The following is a 23,410-nucleotide window of genomic DNA, read 5'->3' as shown; positions in this document are numbered from 1 at the left end:
TATACCATGACGCAAGAGACTAAATTATGTAAGATGAGCGACTTGGTACGTTTATCTGGCGTATCCAAGCAGACAATTCACTTCTATCTCCGTGAAGGTTTACTGCTGCCACCGATACGCACCAGTAAAAACATGGCCTATTACGATGAGTCAACGGTTGATGATATCCGCTTCATTAAAGAACTCCAGGAAAAACGCTACTTACCTCTGGCGGTCATCAAGGAGGTTCTGAAGGCAAAACGTGAAGGCCATGATCCCAGAGAAGAAGACCATCTGATTTTGTTTGATCATCTGTTTGGCCAGTTCCAGGATGATGGAGCAGACCAGCAATTTGATGAAGTTTCCTTTTTAGCGAAGACCGGCCTTACCGACAGGGATTTAAGCCAATTGATCGATATAGGGATTATCTCCCCGTCGCCTAAAGTGGGGAACTGCACGTTTGATAGCTTTGACCTTGCTGTGGCAGGAGCCTTAAAAGGATTAGTGGCCATGGGGGTAAAACTTCAGGACCTTAAACTCTACAGCAGCTTTCTGCAATGTGCCCGCATGGAAGCCGAGCTGGTTCATGATCGGATCATTCACCGGGACGACGATGAACAGCATCTGCCCATCAAGGAGATTTATGCTAGGTTGGAAAAAGTGAAAACTCTCCTCACGGTCAAAGCCTACCGTGAATATTTTCTCATCCATGACCATGCAGAGCAGGCTAACAAAGGAGATGGCAGAAATGATTGAGTTTTACGCATCGCACAAACTGCTAGTATGGATCGCGGCTATCAGCCTACCCATAGCAGGCTGTCTGCTTTATTACATAGCTCTTGGATCCCATCCAGTATCGCGCAAAGGAACCGACCTAGGTGCTCTGGTGCGCAGATTCGGGATCCGGGAATGGATATCCCATTGGCTGATGCTGCTCGGGTTCCTGACTTTGGCAGTGACTGGTTTTATGCAGATCGTTCTGGATAGTACACTAAGCCATACAGGTCGACTTCATGGCTGGTTAGGAGTCATATTTTTCATTATCGCTTTGATAACTCTGCTTGGATGGGTTCGTGGCGCAACATTCAAGCAATATGACTGGCCTTGGTTGCTGAAGCTGGGTGGATATTTATCCCCTGATCCTAAACCGTTAGCAGCCGGAAGATTTAATGCCGGGCAAAAGATATATTACTGGTCGATCTTACTGGTGTTGATTGGCCTGCTGGTCAGCGCCATCATTATGGAACATGGCTTTCATAGTCCTGCCAGTAGAAAGGAGTTGTTCTGGTGCATTCATGGTTTACTGGGATGCTTGGCAACCATAATGGTCATCGGGCATGGTTTCCTTTCTCTTTTCGTCAATCCGGATACAGCCCGGGTTCTACGGGATGGCCGAGTTTCCAAAGCATATACAGATAAATACCATTCCCTCTGGAAAGCCCCTCGGTGAACCAGGAAAGGGGTTAGCAAAATGGGCAAATCTACGGATCATATTATGATAAACATCGAAAAATGCGTTGCCTGCGGCAAGTGTATTGAAGCCTGTCCAAAAGAAGTACTTGGTAAAGTAAATGTTATATTCCATAAACATGCCCACATAGATAAGACTGAACAGTGCGTAGGATGTCTGAAATGCGTCAAAGCATGCCCACAGAACGCCATAATCTCACGCCGCGATCTCGAAAAAGTGGACATATCACCTGCCATTCCCAACCATAGGCATAGGAGGCATCGTCAAAACCTTCGGACAGTAAAGTAATAATGCCTGGTATCTCGGCCCGACACACTCTAAGTGTTTAATATCTTGACGATTGCCGATCAGGCAACGATTTTCAATGATCGGAGGTGCAATATGCAAAATACCAGGATAATTAGATCAGCATGCCGTATGTGCCACGGAGGATGTCAAGTTCTGGTTCACATGGAAGGAGAACAAGAGACCCAGAAACCCCTACCAGCCGTGGCTACATCTGCCCCAAGGGAGCTGCTTCAGCGGAACTACTGTATCACCCCGACCGGGTGCTGCAGCCGTTGCGCAGAACAGGCAAACGCGGGGAAAATAAATGGGAGCCAATATCCTGGGATGAAGCCTTGGATGAGATGGCGGAGCGACTGCTCAAAATAAAACGCGAGAACGGGCCACAGTATTTCGGTATGATGCACGGAACAGGACGGCCTTACGAAAATCTGGGAGCTCGTTTCGCCAAGGCTTTTGGAACGCCTAATTTCACCGGTGTGGCTCATATCTGTTTTTGGCCTCGTGTTTACGCCAATATATTTACACAAGCCGCACTGGGCGGCTCGGTTAGGTGTTCTTCGGTTGTGTATAGGACTTTGTCGGCAAAGCCCAGCTCCACTGCTTTCCAGGCATTAAACCAGCTTTCGGCATCCATCATGTGCGAAATTTTGGCTCTTGATAAACCGGTTTTCTGCTCATAGGCATTGATGATGCTTTCTTTAACCTCGGACAGCATGGCAAAACCGCTTTTAAGGTCAGATATTTCCCCGAATATGACGGTGGCGGGGTTATGGATCATCATCATGGCTACCGGAGACATGTGAACCTCGTCTGCCGCCATGGCGATTACCGAAGCCGCGCTGGCAGCAAGCCCTTCGATTTTGACGGTGATGTGTCCAGGATATTCTTTTAACATGGTGTAGATTTGACTGGCGGCAAATACATCACCGCCTGGAGAGTTGAGCATCACCATCCTCAGCGTAGAGCTCGTCTTTAAACTGCTTGGGGGTAATATCGTCCTCGAACCAGCTGTCCTCAGCGATATACCCATCTAAAAAGAGGGGTCGATTCTGTTCGTTTTTTAGCCAGTTCCAAAACTTTCTGCTCATTGGCTGACCTCCTTTCTGTTGGTATTGGCATACGCGCCCACATCTTCAAGCTTCAGCATGTTACCGTTCATGGCATAAATATCGCCATGCTCGATGGTGTTCATGTTTTCTAAGGTTCTTACATCGTTGGGGCTTAAGAAGCCGTTTTGAATACCTATGGCGTAGCCTTGCATCCTCGAAGCATAGTCGCCCCGCAATAGTCCGTCCACCACAAAACCCACAAAATACCGGCCTTTTTCGGATGGGCTGAGCAGAGCTTTATTTTATTCCTTGCTCGAGCCTTACCAGCCAAGGCCGGATGGTATGGACTACAAAACTGATAGATTGATGCTCGATGTTGCTGAAAGTGGCTTTATCCAAGTTAGCCACCAGATGGGGCAGCACCCGAAAGATCCGGCAAATCTCCTCGGTCTGAAACTTCCTGGTTTCAAGAAACTGCGCTTGTTCCGGCGGAATGCCTATCGGCTGAAATTTCATGCCTTCTTCCAGCACAGCTACCCGATGGACGTTGCCGCTGCCCTGGTAGACCGCGTTCCAGCTTTCCCGGATTCGGGCCGGGTCTTTGACTACTCCGGGATGCTCTAAAACTCCGCCCGGACTGGCTCCATTGGCAAAGAATTTGCCCCCATATTCTTCGGTGGCGATTGCCATGCCGATGGCGTTCTTGGCCATAGCGATGGGGGAGTAGCCCACCAATCCGTCAAAACCAAGCCCGGGAATATGCAGGATATCTTCCGGCCTTAAGATTACATATCCGGTGTCCTTGCGGTATTCGTAATAGAGCTCTCCATCAGTTGTCCGATCCACTGTCATGCGGTCGGGCAGTAGGGGATAGAGGGCCAGTACCTTGCCCCGCCCGTCTCGGATAATTTGAGCATAGGCGTTGCCCCATAATAAAAGATGACTCATCAGTGTTTCCCGAAACACAAATGAAGTCATCTCCGGATTAGGCTCATCATGGAGCAGATAATATAGCTGGTGGTCTATGGCTTTCTCCTTGCCATTGCCCGTGGATCGGTAAATATTGAGTGGCAGACTGGCTATGGTTTCCGCCAGGATGCGAACGCAGGCATATACCGCGGTGGTCTGCATGGCCGTTCTTTCATTAACGGTTTTGCCGCTAGCGGTCCCGCCGAAAAAAAAGCTGTATGTGCTGCCATACAGACGATTTTTAGGACTGGCTCGGGGCTTCAGCAAGCCCGAAAGAAAAGGTATTTTCATAAATCGTTCCTCCTGAAAATGGGCATGAAAAAAGCACCTGTTTTCAGCAGATGCTTTTTTATTCGCTTAGCTTTATGCTATGCAATAATCTTATATTGGGTTTTTAAGTCGTTGTGCCAACTATATTCGATATAACCTTCTTTTTGCAGCCTTCCGACTACAATGCCAGCATCAATTTCAATCATATTAGCAAATTGAATAATTGATGATTTAGTGAAATCTTTTTTTGCAATAAACGAATCGAATTCCTCGCTTGGGATTAGAGTCTCCTTAGCGAATTCATCCGCGGCAGACTCATCCGCATCTGAAGTGCCATTCGGCTGACCAATGTGCCCATAAATAATGTGGGCAATTTCATGGAAAAGACTAAACCAAAAGCGATCTGCATCTTTGCCTCTCACAGTCAGTCCCATGACAATTTTATCTCCGTCATAGAATGTAGCACCATGCAAAAATGATCCACCGATATGAGGAAGAAAAACAATCGCTATACCGCAGTCGGCAAGCATAGTTACTAACTCGCCGCAAAATATCCCAGGATCCTCCCGCGTCATCTTCCTAATGTGCGGTATGATATTTGCGAGCTTGTTTATATCGATGGGTTTCGTATTGACGTGTCTTGCCTCAAGTTTAGCTTTCTGCGCCCATGCATACAAAGCGTAATCGGCTTTTTCATGGTCAGCTAAGCGTCTGCAGGCTATACCCGGAATTAAAGAGTCCTGAAGCAGACCAAGCCGAACTACTTCAAAGTGTTTACGGAGATGAATCACCTTTTCTTTAGCTTCGCTTGTTTCCGGAACCCATCCGTTTTTTGACATCTCTTTGTAAGGGAACTTTTTTGCTATTTCTATATCTGCATCCATTTCATTCTCGGCGTTGGCCTTTGCAAGCTTTTCACGATAGACTGACTCTAGCCTGCTCCAAAACTGTGCAGGAGCTCCAAGCACCATCTCAAGACGCATGGCCATGTCAGGGGTCAACTGGACTTCACCATTGATAAGCCTACTGATATGCTTTTCAGACATATCCATTCTCCGAGCAAACTCTTTCTGGCTCATTCCTCTGGTAACAAGCTGCTCCTTTATGGTCGCGCCTGGTGGTGATGCAATTATTGTACGACTTCTCACCATCTGTGATACCTCCTTATTATGCCACAGATTTAATGGTAGTCTATAATTCCTATGATACGGACAATTTGAATCTCAGAATCTTTCATCTCGAAAACGAGGCGGTAGGGCTGAATTAAAACCATGGCATATTGTTTTTTTCTATCTCCCTTTAGTATGTGGCAGCCGCCAATTTTATATTGAATCAGCATTTCGACGGAATCCGCAGCGGTTATTTCATCTATTCGCTGGTGTATCTTCGCCGCCATGTCTTTTCCGTGCTTCTTTTCGGCCTCGTGAGCGTTTGTACATACCTTTTTGAGTCCACGGCTCTTATACTCTATATGCAATCCATCACCTCATTTTGCAATTTACCTTTGAGGTAAATTTACTATAACACGAACAGATAGCAAGGTCAAGATTGAAGTTAACCTCAGAGGTAAATTTAGAAAACGAGGAGCCCACGATCATCATAAACAGATCTGTAATTTGCTGCACCACAACGAATTGCTCGGTCCAACGCCATGATCAGCGCCACAGCGCCGTTAATCCGCTCGGTGCTTTTCTCCTTGTCCGGCTTGATGTTGCCGGCCGGATCAGTTCTGATGAAGATATTGTCCATCATCCATCTAAGCACCGGCTGACCGCCATGCGCAATCTTTTCTTCCAAAGTCAGTTTCATCAATTCCTTTGTAGGCGGGGACAAATCCTTAAAGCCCTATCCAAAGCGGTTTTGTCGTCGAGGTCGCGAAAGCGGTGTATTCGCACCAAATCAAAGGCATTCAGCAGCCTGCCGCAGGCCGGATCAGTAGCGTGATGGCTGTAGGCGAATTTGCCATCGTATATTACCAGTCCCGCTGAAGAATCAGCAGGGATATAGTCGTAACAGCCATTTATGGTGCTGGGTTCATAGACATCAGATAGAAAAGTGGCAATTGCGTCCTCAATGGAATAAGCCCGGCAGAACGCACCGACTGCGCCTTCCTTAGTAAGGGGATCTGCCTGCTAGGTAATCTGGCTACGAACCACTTCTGACTGACGCGAGGATACCGGCCACATGGAAGTATCCCGCCAGTCAGCATATTTTCCGAGATATGCATCGGGGTTGAGCAGTTCGCCTTCTTTTTCTTGAAACACAAACTCACCATCGGATGGCGTAGACGGCCAATACATAAGCCGCGAGGGTTCATAAGTCGTGTCGTCAAACAAGTCGATACCGATTTCCTTGGCTACCATGCGACCAAGAGCGGGGTACTCGTCCTCGCTGACCTCGCGGGACAAAGGGATAACAAGCCGCAAGCGCAGTGCATCCTGAGTATGTTTGTGAGTAGAGTAAACACAGCACTTGAAATCGTGAAGCATATTAATTTCATCCCATATTCCTGGCCTGGCGTAGTCCATATCCAAGGTGAGCAGGGAGCGGCAGAGGACATAACCGTTCCTGCGTTTACCTTCACGTAAAGCGCCGCCCACGAAGCCGCCCACATCTTTGATGGAATCCTGCTGCGCGCGGCTCATCTTACGGAATTCCGATACCGTTTCGGTGGTGCGGATCGTCGTGCTGACCCGGGTGAGGAAATTATCCCATGAGATGTCCCTGTTTTTCCATTTCTTATCCATGCGGCTGTTGCCGACTGCTATCTTCACGTTACCTGCACCTCCTCACACTTCTCGGTAAAGTACCGAATGGGTATGCCCTGCTTTTTTGCTTTTCTGATTTCCCGGGCCATACCATTTGACACCCGGTGTCCGAACACCCATAGTTCATCGCATTTACTAAGTAGAACCAGGGCAAAAAATAGTCCGAGTTCGCGCTCTTTTCGGTCACTGTCATCCATAAACTGTGGATAGTGGAGGTGTGGCGCGAGGGGGATATATCCCTTGCTAACTGCGAACCGACAATAGCCTAGCACACGGATGAGGTTGTGTTTCGTGTCACCGGCAAAAGGAGAGCAGATGTAAACCAGCGGACGGTGCCTTATTTCATTTTGTGCCGCACAGTCCAAAGAAAGAGTGGCTATATGTTCCGGGCAGCCCTCGCTGTTATGCTCGTCCATCCCTATCCACCCCTCCCCCGAGGAAGTAGTTGACAAAATACTGCTGCCCTTTGCCAGTAACTTTGGTGGTTTTACTGATGGTGACATGACCATCCGAATGGGTAATGGCGGTTTCTTTAACTTTGAAAAGACCAAGTTCCATGGCCTTCTGAGTTGGCGCGTTGTAGTCGGTGCCTTTGCGCTTGATAAGGAAACCGTCCTGGCGGAGCCTTTCAAACAGGCGGTTTTGCCCGATTTCGATACCGTTGCCTTTGAGAATTTTCGCCAGTTCGCCGATTAAAATGGTTCCGTCCGATGCGGATACAGCATCGGCAAATACTACCTTAGGCTTATCTTGGGCGGTCTGTACCTGAAGCCGCTCTTTTTCCTGGCGTTCCTTCTTGAGGGCGGTCAAGAGCCTGATCCAGGAGTCAGGGTCATTTATGATTTCTTCCAGCTTAGAGGTTGTGATGTAAGCTCCATGCCTGCGAATCTGAGGAAGAACCTCGTGGGTAACCCAGCGTTTAAACTTCTTGGCTTCGGGCTTGTCAGAGCGCAGGATAACGTTGTAAAGCCCGCTCTCGTTAACAATGTTAGTTTGCTGCTGCCTGCCCATGCTGTCGGTGACGTAAGCCAGACTTACATCATCCTCATCAAGCCGGTCGGCAATCATGCGAGCATTGCTGAGTCCCAGCACTCCGCACACGTCCTTTAGGACCCACCAAGTTTCACCGTTCCTCTGGATGGTTCTGATCTCTTTTCCCTCGTAGGAGAATACCTGCAATTCGTTCATATGGATTCGTCCTTTCCGAAGGCTTGGATTTGTTTTTTGGCCTTCGCTATATCGCCACCACAAGGAGCGGAATCGGACGGTCCATTAACTTTTTTCTAATCTTTTTTATAGAACTGGCACTCAAAGCCATCGGCGCGAAGCAAAAGTCCCTTTGCCCAGGGAGGAGTCTCACCCATAACTTGGCAGATATCATCAACCGATGCCTGAGCCGGGGCTTCAATCACAACCTCATCATGAACATGCATCACTATGTTGTAGCCCAAGGCATCCAAACGGCGCATGGCATAACAAAGGATATCCCTGGAGGTTGCCTGGACAATGTTCTCAACAAACTTAGGCCCATAGCTTTCGATGCGTTCCCATTTTTTTGCGGCACCAATACCCTCATATGTCACCGATTCGCTGCCGAAGCGGTTTAGTTCTATTCGGGGCTTTACATAATAAAGCTTCCTGCCGGATGGCAAGGTGATGAACAGCATTCCGCTGCGGTACCCAATACGGATTCCGTGTGTTTGCGTAGTGACGCGATCCTTGACCGCCCTTTTGACAGCCCGGTCAACGTCCCACCAGAACCGGACAATATTGGGATTGGCCTTTCGCCAGGAGGTTACCAGCGGCTGGAGTTCATCCTCAGTAAGCCCCATATCAAGAGCTCCCATAGCGGTTAGAGCACCGACCGATCCGCCGTAGCCAAGCGCCAATTCGGCTATTTTCCCTTTCTGGCGCAGCGGACTGCCTTTGGTGACCTCTTCAATAGGGACATGGAACATCTGCGCCGCCGATGCTTCATAAATCTTGCCGTGAGAGGCAAATACCTCATTACGCCATGTTTCACCAGCCAACCAGGCTATTACTCTAGCCTCAATGGCGGAAAAGTCAGCAACAATAAATTTGAATCCAGATTGGGGGATGAATGCGGTACGGATAAGTTCAGATAAAACGGAGGGTACAGACTCATAGAGCATCTCTGCTGCATCAAATTGCCCGGAACGAATAAGATTGCGAGCTTCCTCCAAATCTGGTAGATGGTTTTGCGGAAGGTTTTGTACTTGAATCAACCGTCCAGCAAAACGCCCGGTGCGATTAGCTCCATAGAACTGCAGCAACCCGCGCGCCCTGCCGTCGGAGCAGACTGCGTTTTCCATGGCTGTGTATTTCTTTATACTGGACTTGGCTAGTTTCTGCCGTAATTCTAAAACACGTCCTAGACTGCCGGGTGCGGTCTTAAGCAATTCTTTAACCGCGGCTTTGTCCAACGTGTCTGTTTCAAGGCCATGATCAGCAAGCCAGGACTTCATCTGCGCGACTGAGTTAGGATTATCTAGTGCAGTCAGCTCTTGCATAACCCGCGTCAGTTCCGACCGGGATTGCTCATCGCAGCAGATCGCCTGCCTGACCAGGGTCATGTCCAGCAGGATACCCCTGTCATTGATTTCCTGGTCAAGGATATAGTTTTTACATTCATCCTCCGGTACAGGAAAGTTTGCCAGCTTTGCCTGTATTGCCATTTCCGTTTCTACATCGCGAGCATTATAGGCTTTGAAGCGTTCCCATCTTTCAAGGTCGTGTTCGGGGAGATTACGTGTTCGCTGACCGTTTGTTTTTGTAGGCTTGCAGGGCATGGAGAAGTAGCGGATTAGATCTTTCCCCTCGGTCAGCTTTTGCTTTTCTGCGCTGGTGACCAACGCAGCGCCCTCCAGTGATAAAGGCAGACCAAGATAGGCTGACCAGACCATGGTGCAGCGCCAGGAATTTGGTTTCAGCCACTGGTTAAGATAGCGGGACAGACATACCCGTTCAAACTGCGCATTATATGCCCATTTGATAATGGATTCATCTAAAAGGGTGCTGTAAATCTCATCCGGCAAATGTTCACCTCTGGCCAGATCAATAACCTGAACACCTCCGCCGTCAACACTGTAGCCGAACAACAAGATTTCAAAATCCGGGGACTCAGTATAGCGATAGACCCCGCTTCTCGCGAGGTCTACCGTGCTGAAAGTCTCTAAATCAATACTAAGCGTTCTCATGACAGAAAATCATCGTCCACATCAGTGGCAAAATCATCAGCAGCACTTGATTTGCTGCCCAGCGGTTCACCGTCACGAATTTTCTGGATGTTGCCCAAGCCACAGGCAATCCCTTTGTTGCCGTTGGAGTTGAAGGCATAGAAGTTGATGCTGACTCTCGCGTAAACGCCAGAATAGATTTCGGAACGTTCAAGGATAGGATTGACTTGTCTGTCCACGATTTGCGGAGCGGTATTGCTGTTGGCATTTACAAAGTAGCTGTTGGCGTAGGCTTCGTCATCAGGGCGGTCAATATCGCCATCACGAAGCGGAAGTTTTAACTGCGCTTTAGAAGGAATCTTGCCGCCAAATTTGCCTTTGCCTTCCTCGATCGCAGCATCCACAGCAGCATTAATGGCCGCGACGGTCTTGGTGTCTGACTTGGGAATAATCAGGCTGACACTGTATTTTTCCGCGCCGCCGTTGATGGACTTGGGTTCCCATACGTTCGCATAGGATAGGCGTACAATGCCGGTGATAACCTTGGTAGGATTTTTCCCAGGACTACGATTAACTCTGTTTGCTGTATTTGACATAATATTAAACCTCCATAAATTCGTTTTTTGCGTTTGATATACTCATCGCCGGTCGCTTATCTGTAACCGGAACCAGGGTCGGTTTGCCGGGCGGCTTTATAACCAGTCCGCCGAGAATTTCATTGAACCTTGATTTGCCCATCAGCTTTTCCATCTCAGTAATGGTGATAAGGCTCTGCTTATAGATGTCACGATATCCAGCAGCTTTTGCCGCTTCGGCGACCGCCTTCTCGTCGGTATATTTCCGGACGGAGCGCCCTTCGACCACCTTGAAACCGGGCCATTCCTTGCCATGGTTCACAGCGGCGTCTGTAGCATAGGCTATAATCTCATTTGCCCAGCTGGTCAGGTCGCCGATCAAATTAAGGACCTCGCCAATTTCCTCATCGGAAAGCAAGGGAGGAAGGGCAAACTCAAAGGCCGCCAGTTTAAGCTTGGCTTCAGCTCTGGCTCGACACTTTACCGCAGCCCGGCAGAACTGGCAGTGTTCACCCGGGACGTAGTCGCCCTCACCTTTAAAAGCCAATTCAGCGGTCGGTATCAATGTTTCCTCCGCCCATTGATAAAGCGATTCTTTAAATACCGTGAAGGTGCTGACATTCTCCCGGCGTGGCTGGAAAATTGTCATGGCCACTGTGCTGATGTCATATATCCCGTCAAACAGTTCCAGGGCACCAATTGCATACAGCTTCATCTGGGGATTGTCCTTGGCATCCACCAGAACGCCCTGCCCATACTTAAGATCGATAACATGGAGTGTAGCATCGCCGATAATAACGCAGTCGCCGGTACCGAAACCATTCGGTACATACCTGGAAAAATCCAACCTCTGCTCAATAAGCACCAACGGGTCGTTGCAGGTCAACTTTATCTGGGCGATGGTTTCAAGCACAAAATCCACGTAAGCGTCGGTGTGGGCGTCCATTTCGTCGCAGTCGTACTTGGAGATTGGCTTCCTTGAGCGCATTTTTAGTGCCCGGCGCAGCTTGTGTTCAGCGAGGGCATGAGCTGCGGTACCCTCAGCAGCAGCTTCGCTTTCACTCTTATCAAACTCCAGTTCCAGCCTGGCCGATGGAGTACAGTTCATCCAGCGGTGCGCCCCGGAAGCAGAGAGAATAGCATGTTTGCTCATTTCAGCCCCTCCGCATCCGCGAAAAGTGAGGGATAATTTGCCGGGTCAATTTCACTGAGCCTTGATGCACCGTGCTTCTCCAACAGTGCTCGGACCTCAGCGGTAAAGCCATCATGGCTTTTCGCAGCCAGCACAGCCCGGACTTGCTCAAGCGTGACCGCTTTGGTTTCAGGTTTTTCTTCCTTTTTGACAGTTGCTGCTTCCGGCTTCAAAGCCCCGCTAGGCTCACCATCCGCCATTGTCTCTGCTACAGCCCAAATGCTGTCTGCCAGATTTTTTAGGTTAGCCGCTACATCCAGCAATAGCTTGGTTTTGCTCATGGCCCTCACCCCCCTCCTCAATAATTGAAAGCGCTCTCACGCTGTCGCCTGGGACAATGACCGTCAGCCTTTGCTTGTCACCCAGCAGGAGACGCAGCAGTCTCTCGCGCACGGTGACATGGCGACAGCCAACTATTCCGCCGCCCTGTGGTTCCTTTGAAACACTAATTCTAAGCGTGTGCTTCATGCGGATCACCTTGCCTTTCCGAAGGCTGATTTCTTGTGCCTTCTGCCTTATGCCACCTGCGGAAGATAAATCGGACGGTTACTATAACATTTTTTTGAGTTTGTTCTTTGCTCGGTTTACGGCGTGGCGTATAGCGGACTCGTCCACGCCTTCCAGTGCAGCAAGTTCTGTGTATTTCCAACCTTCCAGACAGGTTTTACGGATAAGGTACTGCTGTCGCTCGGTCAGGTGGGACATAGCGCGGCTAACAGTTTCTGAAGCTATAAGGTCGTTAAGCAAGTCCGTTCCATCATCGAAGAACCGCTTGTCCTCATAGGTGAAACTCTCAAGGGAAGTATGGCGGCGGGTTTCCCGTCTTTCATTTTTCTTTTCTTCTTCTACTGAACTGAGATAGAAGGTACCGACTTCGTCAGAAACCTCCAATTCGATAATTTTGCCATCGGCATCTTTGTAATTTATTAACATCTTTTTCCTCCTGCGATTTTCAAAAGTTGGCTTGAAAATCCGCAGGGAGCCGATGTCTCAAATCCGTAGAAACAAAACGAGACGGGCGGCAACACCAATTGTTGGTGTCATCCTGCCCGTCTCGCGGTTCTGCGGATTTTCGCTATTAACTTGTATTTGCGGTTATGCTACTTCTGTATTTATGATTTCTGCTGTTCCATCTGGTTTAATAAAAATCAGCGTCTTGCAGCCTTTGTGGACAATTTCTACTACGCCAGCTTTCTCATCCAGGCGACAGACCAGCTTGCCGCGAGCGTTTCGAATGTCTTGCATCTCGACGCATCTCCTTTCCATGAAAAGTACGGCTTGTCTGACCGTCTATATTGATTTTATTGGCTCAAGCACGGTGAGTCCTCAGCTACAGCTCCGCTATCACTCCGCTACTACTCAGCAAATTTTCATTTGTTTGTATCGCAGAAAATTGAACTAAGCATTTGCAAAGATTAAATTCACATATTTAAATATATGTTTTTTATTTGCTTATTTATTTGCTATAATTAGGTAACAACTTATTTTGAGAGCGTCCAGAATGCTTGGAGGCGATAAAATGGCATTTAGTTATAACAAGCTTTGGAAACTATTAATTGATAAAAAGATGATGAAAAAAGACTTGATGGCAAAGACGAATCTGACATCAACTACGATAGCAAAGATGAGTAAGGACTTGCCGGTAAGCATGGACGTATTAGCCAGAATCTGTAAGGCTCTTGATGTGAACATTGGTGATATTGTTGACTATGTCGATGATGATGCATCGAATTCTTAGATTTAATTAAGGGGGCGCAATTTATGAAAAAGCTGTGCTTTGGTTCTTACGCAACGGTTTTAACGCTTTGTAAAGCAAAAAGCGTTACGCAAAAGCGGTTGTGTGGCACCATCTTGCTTTCTATTGCGCCAAATTATGATATTCGTGAAGATGATGGCACTACTTCAGATTTGGTTCGTGGTAAGAAAAATCTATCGCCTATCGTGACTGAAAATGCCCCAACAGTGGACTTGCGTACTGTTGCTGATTATTTCAAACATAATATCCTATCTCTCCTGGACAGCAACAAAAGGAGCCACATCGTTCTTGCGTTGAAGGATATTGTCGCTTCTGATGACACAATCGAGCCTGATACAATTGTGGAAAGAGTTAACGGAATGACAAAAGCAACTATTGCAGGACGTAATGCTTTTGTATTAGAAGACTTTCTGGCCGGGCTTTTCCTATATACGGTGGTCAATGTAGAAAACCGCAACTGTCAAGAAAGCATAAGAGAGATAACCAGTGAGTACATACAGTCCTTTGAAACGCAAAAAACGATCATAGACTTTCTTACGGCATACAGCAATTTCTCAATGGGGATCGCCGATGAAATAGCGATTAACACTCGCGCTTTGGTTTTACTAACAGAGACAAGCGGCAAATGTCAAAAATGCGGGAGACCATTAGGCATAAAAAAAGAAGGTAACGACGTTAATTACGCTAAAGTCGTTCACCTTTCTGAAACTGATGATGTTATTCTATGTGTTGACTGTGAACGCGAAATGCAAAATGCCTCAGAAGACGATAAATTGGCTTTATTATCGGACAAACATTATTTAGAAAATCTTACGGCGGCAAGGAATGCAACGTCACTATATACATTGCAAAATCAAATTGAAGATGTGCTTCGTGAAGTAAACTTAATGGATGTTACAGATGATACACGTCTCAAAATAGAACCTGTCAAGGTTGAAAAGAAAGTCACTGAAAAGCGGTTGAAAGAGCGGGTGCTTTTTGATGTTACGCAGTTGTATGAAGGCGTTAATAATGCGTTAGATCGATTGGCAGGAGAAAACAAGCTAAACGTTGATAAGTTTGCTAAAAGTATTAAGCGGATGTATGAAGATGCAAGCGAATCGCTTTCCTCCCAAAGTGCCATTTATAATCTTCTCGTTGAAACATTGTTTGAAAAGACTGGCCGCAAATACAAAGAAGCCTGTGAAATCATAATCTCCTACTTCGTGCAAAGGTGTGAGGTATTCGATGAGATTGCCGAATAAAGTTACATCTTATACAAACAGCGTTATTGCTCGTTTTCCAGATATCTTAGAAGTGTTGACGCAGCGAGATATGTCTCCTAAAGAGCTGTTTGAACTAACCACATCAGGAAAGAAGGATATGGGCGATTTTCTAAGTGCTTTAAACTGCTTGTTTGCATTGGGGAAAATTGAACTAATTGAGGAAGGGAGGGTACTACGCTATGTTGACAGAAATTCGATGTGATAAATTTGCACCTGGGCATCAAAACATCCAATTTAATTCAGGACTTAATACGGTTTTAGGTAGTGCTGGCGGCAGTAATGCCATCGGCAAATCAACATTCCTGTGGATTATCGACTATGCATTCGGCGGTGAAGGCTACTACACCCTTTCTGATGACATTAAACAAGAGATCGGCCCTCATACCATTTATTTCACTTTTCAATTTGAAGAACAGCCACATTACTTTTATCGGAGAACCGATGAACCTAAAAATGTATATCGCTGTGATAAAGAAGGCCATTTCATTACAAAGTTGTCACTTGATGAATTTCGGAGCTTTCTCTTTCAGGAATACAAGGTTGGACTTCCAGCCCTTACATTTTCGGAGATTACAGAGCGGTTTTTTCGTATTTATGGCCGGGAAAATACACTGGAAAAGTACCCCCTGCTCGTAAAGCCTCGTGAACAGGATGAAAAAGCAGTTGATTTTCTGATGAAACTATTTGGTCACTACAATATTCTTTCTGCCATTAAGAACATGGAGGAAGAACTTGGTGTCAAATTCTCGCAGCTTAAATCGCGTAAGCGTCAGCAGGTTGACACCGCAAAAATTGAAATGAATCAGAAGACTATAGAGTCACTGAAAAAAAGGCTCCAGAAGCTAATGAAAAATAGTGAAGAGGCCCAATTAGCGCTGTTTGGGTTTGATACACAGACATTTGAACGGATAAAAGCAACTCAAAAAGAGTTGAATAAATTCATCCGCAAACGCAATCGTCTGCAGTCTCAGCTTAATGCAATTTCGAGTAACATCGCTGACACTAATCCTGAAACCGCCAGTGAATTTGATTCCCTGGTGCATTTTTTCCCAAATACTGATATAAAAGCCTTCGAGGAAATTGAGCACTTTCATAAGAGAATAAGAGAAATTCTGGGCGAAGAAATGGCTCAGGAAATAGCACGTTTGCAACCGCTCATTGATCATTGCGATAAAGAAATCAAACGTCTACATCAAAAGATAGAGGAATCCGGCTTGGCAAAGGAGATGTCGGAACGAGTGCTCTCCCAATGTGTCAACGTGTCAAAAAGCATTGATAGACTAGAAGAGGAAACAGCCGAGTTGATCCACCAGAAACAATTGCAGGAAATCCGCGCCGAAGCAGAGCACAAGCTAGAAAGACTATTGCTACAACAAACCGAGAAGCTGGAAGAAATACAGGACAACATCAACCTACGTATGGCAACGATAAATGGTGTAGTGACTGAACACCAAGAAATAGCACCCATTCTGCAGATTACTCCCCAAAAGGAAATTACCTTCGAGACTCCTGGAAACACCAGTGAGGGTACTGCGTTTAAGAGCCTGGTGGTTTACGATTTAAGTGTGCTTGAGTTACGACCAATCCCTGTACTCATTCATGATTCTAATATTCTCAAACGCATTGAGGATATACACCTAGAACACATATTGGAACGTTATCAGGCCAGTGGACGACAGATCTTTATTGCGTTTGACAAGGCTGATTCTACAACCACAAAGGCACACAAGATTTTAGAAGCTACAACGATTTTGCGGTTGTCGGATGGAAATGAGCTTTTTGGTCGTTCGTGGAGTAAGCACGAAACGAATGATATTAATGGGAGGATCTAAAATATGGCTGCAATCAATGATTTAATAAAGCAAATTCCTGATACGTCTTTACGTATTCGCTTGGAACAGGAAGTTGCTCGCCTATCTAAGAATAAAAAATTTGGACTAGTTTTCGAGGAACACATCCCTGAATGTACTCCGCTTTATGATGTTGCTGTCAAACTTGGCTCGACTGTTGCACGAAAAACAGGACACATCAATGATGTTTATACAGTGGTGAAATTAAATGCCGATATCGCCCTTTGCCGTAACAAGGCAACAGGCGGCACTGTAACCATCCCACTTACGGAGCTTGTTTCGGTCGCCCAATTTGGCGAGCCGATTTTTCCTATGCTCCAACCGATTGATTCTATAGAGAATGCGCCTGATAGTAACCTGTGGCACACACTCATTGAAGCAGACAACTACCACGCTCTCCAGTTGCTGGAATACCTATACCCCAAGCAGGTAGATTGCATCTACATTGACCCGCCATACAACACAGGGGCAAAAGATTGGAAATACAACAACGACTATGTGGATTCCTCTGATAGCTGGCGGCACAGCAAGTGGCTGTCGATGATGCAGAAGCGGCTGAGGATTGCGAAGAGGATTTTAAATCCAGACACAGGTGTTCTCATCGTCACCATTGACGAACACGAGGTGCATCACCTTCGAATTCTGTTAGAACAGCTATTTCCAGAGTATTATATCCAAATGGTAACCGCTGTGATAAACCCGAAAGGGGTTACTCAGGGACGCTTTTCGCGGGTAGAGGAATATATAGTGTATTGCTTTGCTCCTAACGCATTTGTTGATCCCAGTGATGATAATCTGCTTAACCCACCTGTTTCAAACAGAAAACCACGTTGGAAAGGACTCTTACGTTCTGGAACAAATGCACGGCGTGAAGATAGAAAAAAAATGTTCTACCCGGTTTTAATTGATACTAAACTAGGCAAAGTTGTTGGTACTGGTGAAACTTTACCTTTTGAAGAATATCCAAATTTCGATTTGAAAATTGATGGCTATGATGTTGCGTGGCCTATAAGAACAGATGGCTCGCTAGGTAATTGGGGGGTTGGATATGAGACTCTTCGAACATTAATTAATAAAGGGTACGTTTCTCTTGGAAAATATGATTCAAAACGTAAAACATGGGGAATTTCATATATTAGCCTACCTAATCAGAAGATGATAGACGATGGACGTATTAGAATAGTAGATAGGGATCCCAAAACTGGGGTTGTATCTATTGAATATACTGACGGTAATAATAGGGCAATTAAAACTGTATGGCACAGGAGTTTGCATGACGCTGGAGCTTATGGATCCGATTTGGTTTCAAGTATTATTGGTCAGTCAAGAGCATTTTCTTTCCCTAAATCACTTTATTCTACTAAAGATGCAATTATGGCAGTGGTTCGAAATAATAAAAATGCCCTTATCGTTGATTTCTTCGCCGGAAGTGGTACAACTCTCCACGCCGTGAATCTGTTGAACGCTGAGGATAGTGGCCACAGACGGTGCATATTGGTCACTAATAATGAGGTTTCAGTTGACGAGGCACGGGACTTACAAAGAGACGGCTATCAACCAGGTGACCTCGAATGGGAAAAACATGGAATTTGCCGCGCGGTAACTTGGCCGAGGACAAAATATAGCATTCTTGGCAAACGTGACGATGGTACGGTTCTAACGGGAGAGTACTTTACGAACCAGACCGTAACAAAGGAAGTTGATCGTTCATTCTATCAGCTTGGCTTTGTAGAGAACCCCACAGAACTAACAACCAGTGCTAAAAAGCAGCTTGTTTCCTTGCTTCGTGGCAAGGATGGAAAGGCACAACTGCCGCAAACGTTGGTAAAAGCGGGCAGTAAATTTATTGTTTCGGATAAACATTCAGCGTCGGTTTTATTTGATGTAAACGCTGTTGATGAATGGCTGGAAGCGTTGGAAGATCAAGACCACATCACAGACTTTTACATATTGGTCAAAGAGACGGCGAGATTCAAAGAAATAAAAGCACTGGTTACTGATTTGCTTGGTCCCATTAACGAGACAACACAAGTGAAACGCCCCATGGGTGATGGCTTTCCTGCCAATGTCGAATATTTCAAACTTGGTTTTTTGGATAAAAACAGCGTGTCGCTGGGACAGCAGTTTCATGAAATACTACCACTGCTGTGGCTGAAATCTGGGGCACTTGGTCAGCGACCGGAACTGAGCAGCGATGAAGAACCAGAAATGTTAATTCTTCCACAGAACGGCTTTGCTGTTCTGGTTGATGAAACAAAGTTTGCCGAGTTTGCCGAAAAGCTCTCGGAAGAAGATAAAATCAGGGTGGTCTATTTCGTAACAAACTCCGAGGACGCTTTCCGTGAAATGACCGCTGGGATAAAAGTAAATAACACCTACCAACTATACCGCGATTACATCGATAACTTTGTGTTGGGGAGCAGGAGGGATTCATAAATGAGAGATACATTATTTCCGTTTCAGGAAACAGCTCTTGCTGAATTGCATGAAAAGATAAATAAAGCACACTTGATGTGGAGCGAACGTGACCCACAAGTAATTTCCTTTTCTGCACCTACAGGTTCGGGAAAAACAATCATCATGACCACACTCTTTGAAGAAATTCTGTTTGGGAGTGCAGATAACATTGGCGAGCCGGAGTCAGTGTTTGTTTGGCTTTCCGATTCACCGGAACTTAATGAGCAAACGCGACTTAAAATTGAAAGCAAGTCTGATAAAATCCGTGTGCGGGATTTAGTTACTATTGATGCAAACTTTAGCGCCGAGTATCTTGAAGGCGGCCGCATCTATTTTCTGAACACACAAAAACTAGGTTCCGACAAACTATTGACGGCAAAGTCCGATACACGGCAGTATTCAATTTGGGAAACACTTACTAACACTGCCAAACGTAATCCAAAGCAGTTTTATGTGGTGATTGATGAAGCGCATAGAGGCACCTATACATCCGTTCAAGCGGAGAACAAGGCGCAGTCCATCATGCAGAAATTCATTAAAGGCAGCAAGGACGACGGGCTCTGCATTATGCCTCTTGTTATCGGCGTAACTGCGACCCCTCAGAGATTTGATAATTTAATTGCTGGAACTACATCGACAGTTCAGAAAGTCATCGTTCCGCCTGAGCATGTGCGTGATTCCGGACTTTTAAAGGACAGAATCATCATTCATTTCCCGGATATTCAACTGAGTGCCGAAATGACCATGTTCAAGGGTGCAGTAGAAAATTGGCTTAAAAAGTGCTCTCACTGGAAAGCTTACTGTGAACGCGAAAACGAGAAAATGGTAAATCCTATTCTCGTTGTTCAAGTCGAAGATGGCAACGAACGCGAAGTAACCCATACTGATATTGGGGCTTGTATTGATTTACTTGAGGAATCACTGGGGCGCAAATTACTGCCTGGTGAAGTGGTGCATACCTTTAATGACCGTGGCACGATTAAAGTGCGTGACGTCGAAATTCAGCAAATTGAGGCCTCTCGAATTGAAGACGAAGAAAATGTGAAGGTAGTATTCTTCAAAATGAACCTTTCCACAGGCTGGGACTGTCCCCGTGCTGAAACGATGATGTCGTTCCGCAGTGCACAGGACTATACTTATATTGCGCAGCTTTTGGGACGTATGATTCGCACTCCTTTAGCGAGAAGAATTGCCTCCGATGCTGAACTTAATAGCGTCAGTCTTTTTCTTCCGTACTTTGACGAAGATACAGTGAAAAATGTGGTTAATGCTCTACGCGATAGTGAGTCGGCTATGCCCGCCGAAACAGGTACTAACAAAGAACTTGTTACACTTGGTCGCAACCTTGCCTATGCCGATGTGTTTGATGCAATGGATAACCTCGTCACTTACCGGGTAGATTCATCCCGCAAACAGGCACCGCTTAAGTTACTAATACAGCTTTCCCGCGCACTGACGATGGACGGCATTGATTTGGGAGCGCAGAAAACAGTTAAACATGCAGTTTTATCAAAAATGGATGAGGAAATTGCGCGGATAAAAGAAAGCGGAGAATTTGACAGCCGAGCTGCTGCAATCACCGGATTTGCTCTGGGTACACTGATATTTGAGTACGGAGTCAATGCCTATTCCTTTGACGAAGCAACACAAACCATGACAGTATCGGATTTCGATATTTCACGACATTTTGAACAGGCCGGAAAGCTGTTGGGCGAAGGCCTGCACAAAGAATATTGGATTCGGCACAGTAGCCGTGACCATATCGATATAAAAAAGGAGATTATCGTTCTTACAAACGATACGGACGCAATGGAACGAATAGAAGCCTTTGCAGAGGAAAAATTCATTAATCTCTACGAAAGCAATAAGCGCTCCATTGCAAGATTAAACGAGGCACGAAAGAATGTTTATGAAAGGTTAATCAATGCTTCTGCGCAACCGATAGCTGTGCCATGGGTATTACCCGATTCAATCGATTTTTCTGTGCCGGATGATAGCATTAAGTTTGAACAGCACCTCTATTGTTCTAAGGATGACACATTCCAAACATCACTAAACCGGTGGGAGAGCGGAGTTATTAAAGAAGAACTTAAAAACGGTGCCGTCTGCTGGTTACGTAATCTCGACCGTAAAAAGTGGTCACTTGAAATACCATATGAAGTTAGCGGTATTACCACTTCTATGTTCCCGGATTTAGTGGTTGTTAGAGCAGATGCACAGGGTTACGTTTTCGATATTCTGGAACCACATGACCCCAGTCGTAAGGATAATTACCCCAAGGCTGTAGGCTTGGCGAAATTTGCCGAGAAACACTGGGATAAATTTGGCAGAATTCAGCTCATCCGTCTAAAAAAAGGTGTAGATGGTCACGAACATTTCTATCGATTGGATATGGGAAAAACAACGGTCAGGAATAAGGTTCGCGGTATAACGTCAAACGAGGAGCTTGATAGAATTTTTGATTCTGACGCTATCCGTGAGGATTGAGAAATTCTTAATAGAAATAGTGATTTTGTGTCATTGGGTATTAAAAGGAGGGCACGTTTCATGGCTCAAAGTATTGTTCCTAAAAAGGAAGAAAAAATTAAGGCTATTTTTGATGTTATGACTGATAAAAGCAGTCTTGAAGAATTTAAAACAAAATTTAAAGAAATGTTCCCAAAAGATTGGCAGCGTATTATCGCTCGGTACAACGAACATGAGAAAAGAGACACTAAACGTAAAGGGCACCCTATGCCTAACCCGGAAAAATATTTGCAAAATATGTTTAATACTTATTTGAAAAAATAGTTATATTCTATATTGTTCTGAGTTAATATTTTCATACTCTGTTTCAAAGGTGCTAGTAAACATAAGCCGGGTTTGAGACTCGAACTGTGATTTTACAAGCAAAAAAACGGTAATAGCTGAACATATCCGTAAAACGAGGATCTTAATATGTTTTATTGGAAACAGAAAACAGAATCTGGTACAACTTTAGAGTCTGAATTGCTTTCGTGTAAATCAGTGAGCAAAGCCGTAATAGCTTCTGCCTTTTTGTCCCGAGAGGGTGTCCGAATATTGCAACAGATAAAGGACACATATTTGCTGCAAAAGGATGACATCACGTTGTATCTTTCGGCACAATTTTCGGCTGACAAACCTCACGAAATCCTTAAACTGCTTTCTAGCCTGTGTGTTACGAAAATAATCTTCGATTACAACTTTCACGCCAAAGTATATCTTCTCGTGGGGAAACCAGACAAAATAATCTATGGATCATCCAATTTTACAGAGGGAGGTATGGCGAGTAACATTGAGTTTGATTATATTGGCTGTCCAACGCCGGATGAATTAAAGTCGTTCAATTCCTTTTTCAGTTTCTGTGACTTTATCTCTAAAGAAATAAACGATGAGATTATTAAGTATTATGAAGACAATCAGAAGAAAATATCGGAACTGCATCGTACTCAGAAAAAGCTAACAATGACCCTGACAGGCTTTACTCATCAGAACGATGCTTTCTTACCGGATGATTATGATATTGATGATTATTTCTTTGACTATAGTGATTATGAAACCTTCTTCTTTAGAAACCGAAAGAAGAACGGCGCGGACATTAAAGTAAAACGCGAGCGAGTTCAGAGTAAAATGCTCGATATCCACCAAAAGATATATCCGAGCGTTAAGAAGCTGGGCATAGCCCATCATAAGAGAAAAGAGAACATCACTTCCCTGATTATCCCTCATCCCATTAATCAGTATTCAGTAGGCTGGTTAGGTGTTCGCTATGGAAAGACACCACCGGAAGTTGAAGTACTGAATATGGGTAAAAGCAAAGATGAAGATATATACGGATTCCAAAAACACGGTTGTTTGCAGTATAGCATCGGTAGTGACGGGTTCGAAATAAATCTCTTTTTAGCCGTAAGGCACGGAGCCGTTGACCGTGCTTATCTGCATCAACATTTAGGAGGACTAAAACCAAAAATAGAATCCGAACTTAGGAAATTAAAAGGCCATGGAATGGAATGGATCATTTGGGATAACGATAACGAAGATCCTTTCGTTTTTGAAGTTGACAAAGAAGAGCCTACAGCATTTTACGACTTTTTTAAAGAAAACGACCGTGATGGGCGTGAGTCATATTTGCGAAAATATTATCAACCTGACGATGTTGTACTTCAAACTAAAGATTCTATCTGTAGGGAGATTCTAAGGATAATGAAGATTTTACTGCCACTTTACAATATTATGGTATGGAGACCTCCGCTTAAAAGTAGATAATAGTATCTTTTAACGATTAACCAATCTTTCAACGATTACCCGTTGGCGATGCACACCC

Annotated in this window: 21 protein-coding genes and 5 pseudogenes; 12 read left to right on the top strand and 14 right to left on the bottom strand. The window is 45.4% G+C overall.

Features of this window, described 5'->3' with window-relative positions; translation table 11 throughout:
- Window positions 1-6: 6 nt before the first annotated feature.
- From ACU70B_RS01870 to ACU70B_RS01855, 4 genes and pseudogenes are all read left to right on the top strand, one after another.
- Entirely contained in the window at window positions 7-735 is a 729-nt protein-coding gene (locus tag ACU70B_RS01870) for a MerR family transcriptional regulator (RefSeq protein WP_447184664.1), read from the top strand.
- The gene (locus ACU70B_RS01865; protein ID WP_447184663.1) at window positions 728-1,429 is read left to right on the top strand and encodes a cytochrome b/b6 domain-containing protein; all 702 of its coding nucleotides are present in this window, start codon (window positions 728-730) and stop codon (window positions 1,427-1,429) included. The genes ACU70B_RS01870 and ACU70B_RS01865 overlap by 8 nt, the downstream gene beginning before the upstream one ends.
- 21 nt (window positions 1,430-1,450) lie before the next feature.
- Window positions 1,451-1,738 (top strand): 4Fe-4S dicluster domain-containing protein, encoded by a 288-nt coding sequence (locus ACU70B_RS01860; protein WP_447184662.1) that lies wholly within the window; start codon window positions 1,451-1,453, stop codon window positions 1,736-1,738.
- A 122-nt stretch (window positions 1,739-1,860) separates the two neighbouring features.
- Window positions 1,861-2,148 (top strand): annotated as a pseudogene (locus ACU70B_RS01855) (molybdopterin-dependent oxidoreductase); the annotation flags it as partial.
- Between the two features lie 143 nt (window positions 2,149-2,291).
- Here ACU70B_RS01855 and ACU70B_RS01850 read toward each other — a convergent pair.
- The 14 genes and pseudogenes from ACU70B_RS01850 to ACU70B_RS01785 all read right to left on the bottom strand — a co-directional run.
- Window positions 2,292-2,826, bottom strand: a pseudogene (locus ACU70B_RS01850) (head maturation protease, ClpP-related); the annotation flags it as partial.
- A pseudogene (locus ACU70B_RS01845) lies at window positions 2,823-4,047 on the bottom strand (phage portal protein). The pseudogenes ACU70B_RS01845 and ACU70B_RS01850, both read right to left, overlap by 4 nt.
- A 77-nt stretch (window positions 4,048-4,124) precedes the next feature.
- A complete protein-coding gene (locus ACU70B_RS01840; protein ID WP_447184661.1) occupies window positions 4,125-5,177 on the bottom strand; it encodes a HigA family addiction module antitoxin in 1,053 nt (350 codons plus the stop codon).
- A 29-nt stretch (window positions 5,178-5,206) separates the two neighbouring features.
- Window positions 5,207-5,503, bottom strand: coding sequence for a type II toxin-antitoxin system RelE/ParE family toxin (locus ACU70B_RS01835; protein WP_447184660.1), 297 nt, complete (start codon window positions 5,501-5,503; stop codon window positions 5,207-5,209).
- Between the two features lie 95 nt (window positions 5,504-5,598).
- A pseudogene (locus tag ACU70B_RS01830) lies at window positions 5,599-5,871 on the bottom strand (terminase TerL endonuclease subunit); the annotation flags it as partial.
- Window positions 5,868-6,800: pseudogene (locus ACU70B_RS01825) on the bottom strand (virulence-associated E family protein); the annotation flags it as partial. The pseudogenes ACU70B_RS01830 and ACU70B_RS01825, both read right to left, overlap by 4 nt.
- Window positions 6,797-7,210, bottom strand: coding sequence for a DUF7768 domain-containing protein (locus ACU70B_RS01820; RefSeq protein WP_447184659.1), 414 nt, complete (start codon window positions 7,208-7,210; stop codon window positions 6,797-6,799). The gene ACU70B_RS01820 and the pseudogene ACU70B_RS01825, both read right to left, overlap by 4 nt.
- Entirely contained in the window at window positions 7,197-7,982 is a 786-nt protein-coding gene (locus tag ACU70B_RS01815) for a phage antirepressor (RefSeq protein ID WP_447184658.1), read from the bottom strand. The genes ACU70B_RS01820 and ACU70B_RS01815 overlap by 14 nt, the downstream gene beginning before the upstream one ends.
- Before the next feature lie 95 nt (window positions 7,983-8,077).
- On the bottom strand, window positions 8,078-10,012 hold the full coding sequence (locus tag ACU70B_RS01810) for a DNA polymerase (RefSeq protein WP_447184657.1): 1,935 nt from the start codon (window positions 10,010-10,012) through the stop codon (window positions 8,078-8,080).
- Window positions 10,009-10,587, bottom strand: a complete 579-nt coding sequence (locus ACU70B_RS01805) for a DUF2815 family protein (RefSeq protein WP_447184656.1) — start codon at window positions 10,585-10,587, stop codon at window positions 10,009-10,011. Before ACU70B_RS01805 ends, ACU70B_RS01810 begins: the two co-directional genes overlap by 4 nt.
- A gap of 4 nt (window positions 10,588-10,591) precedes the next feature.
- A complete protein-coding gene (locus ACU70B_RS01800; RefSeq protein WP_447184655.1) occupies window positions 10,592-11,719 on the bottom strand; it encodes a DUF2800 domain-containing protein in 1,128 nt (375 codons plus the stop codon).
- Window positions 11,716-12,039, bottom strand: a complete 324-nt coding sequence (locus tag ACU70B_RS01795; protein WP_447184654.1) for an rRNA biogenesis protein rrp5 — start codon at window positions 12,037-12,039, stop codon at window positions 11,716-11,718. Before ACU70B_RS01795 ends, ACU70B_RS01800 begins: the two co-directional genes overlap by 4 nt.
- A 268-nt stretch (window positions 12,040-12,307) precedes the next feature.
- Window positions 12,308-12,691: a sigma factor-like helix-turn-helix DNA-binding protein gene (locus ACU70B_RS01790; RefSeq protein ID WP_447184653.1), complete on the bottom strand. Its 384-nt coding sequence runs from the start codon at window positions 12,689-12,691 to the stop codon at window positions 12,308-12,310.
- Window positions 12,692-12,853: 162 nt separating this feature from the next.
- The gene (locus ACU70B_RS01785; protein ID WP_447184652.1) at window positions 12,854-13,003 is read right to left on the bottom strand and encodes a hypothetical protein; all 150 of its coding nucleotides are present in this window, start codon (window positions 13,001-13,003) and stop codon (window positions 12,854-12,856) included.
- Window positions 13,004-13,277: 274 nt separating this feature from the next.
- On the opposite strand from ACU70B_RS01785, the gene ACU70B_RS01780 reads away from it, so the two are divergent.
- From ACU70B_RS01780 to ACU70B_RS01745, 8 genes are all read left to right on the top strand, one after another.
- Window positions 13,278-13,496: a helix-turn-helix domain-containing protein gene (locus tag ACU70B_RS01780; RefSeq protein ID WP_447184651.1), complete on the top strand. Its 219-nt coding sequence runs from the start codon at window positions 13,278-13,280 to the stop codon at window positions 13,494-13,496.
- 23 nt (window positions 13,497-13,519) lie between these two features.
- Window positions 13,520-14,758 carry an ABC-three component system protein gene (locus ACU70B_RS01775; RefSeq protein WP_447184650.1) on the top strand — a complete coding sequence of 413 codons (1,239 nt, stop codon included), beginning with the start codon at window positions 13,520-13,522 and terminating at the stop codon, window positions 14,756-14,758.
- A complete protein-coding gene (locus ACU70B_RS01770) occupies window positions 14,742-14,981 on the top strand; it encodes an ABC-three component system middle component 7 (RefSeq protein ID WP_447184649.1) in 240 nt (79 codons plus the stop codon). The genes ACU70B_RS01775 and ACU70B_RS01770 overlap by 17 nt, the downstream gene beginning before the upstream one ends.
- Window positions 14,959-16,611 carry a DUF2326 domain-containing protein gene (locus ACU70B_RS01765; RefSeq protein WP_447184648.1) on the top strand — a complete coding sequence of 551 codons (1,653 nt, stop codon included), beginning with the start codon at window positions 14,959-14,961 and terminating at the stop codon, window positions 16,609-16,611. Before ACU70B_RS01770 ends, ACU70B_RS01765 begins: the two co-directional genes overlap by 23 nt.
- Before the next feature lie 3 nt (window positions 16,612-16,614).
- A complete protein-coding gene (locus tag ACU70B_RS01760) occupies window positions 16,615-19,065 on the top strand; it encodes a site-specific DNA-methyltransferase (protein WP_447184647.1) in 2,451 nt (816 codons plus the stop codon).
- Complete coding sequence (locus ACU70B_RS01755; protein ID WP_447184646.1) at window positions 19,066-21,573, top strand: DEAD/DEAH box helicase; 2,508 nt, start codon at window positions 19,066-19,068, stop codon at window positions 21,571-21,573.
- A 60-nt stretch (window positions 21,574-21,633) separates the two neighbouring features.
- Window positions 21,634-21,876, top strand: coding sequence for a hypothetical protein (locus ACU70B_RS01750; RefSeq protein WP_447184645.1), 243 nt, complete (start codon window positions 21,634-21,636; stop codon window positions 21,874-21,876).
- Window positions 21,877-22,023: 147 nt separating this feature from the next.
- Window positions 22,024-23,352, top strand: coding sequence for a phospholipase D-like domain-containing protein (locus ACU70B_RS01745; RefSeq protein WP_447184644.1), 1,329 nt, complete (start codon window positions 22,024-22,026; stop codon window positions 23,350-23,352).
- The last annotated feature ends 58 nt before the right edge of the window (window positions 23,353-23,410 follow it).

The organism is Syntrophomonas curvata (genome assembly GCF_052976825.1).
The sequence above is the reverse complement of the archived record's forward strand: the minus strand, read 5'-3'. Positions and strand labels throughout refer to the sequence as shown.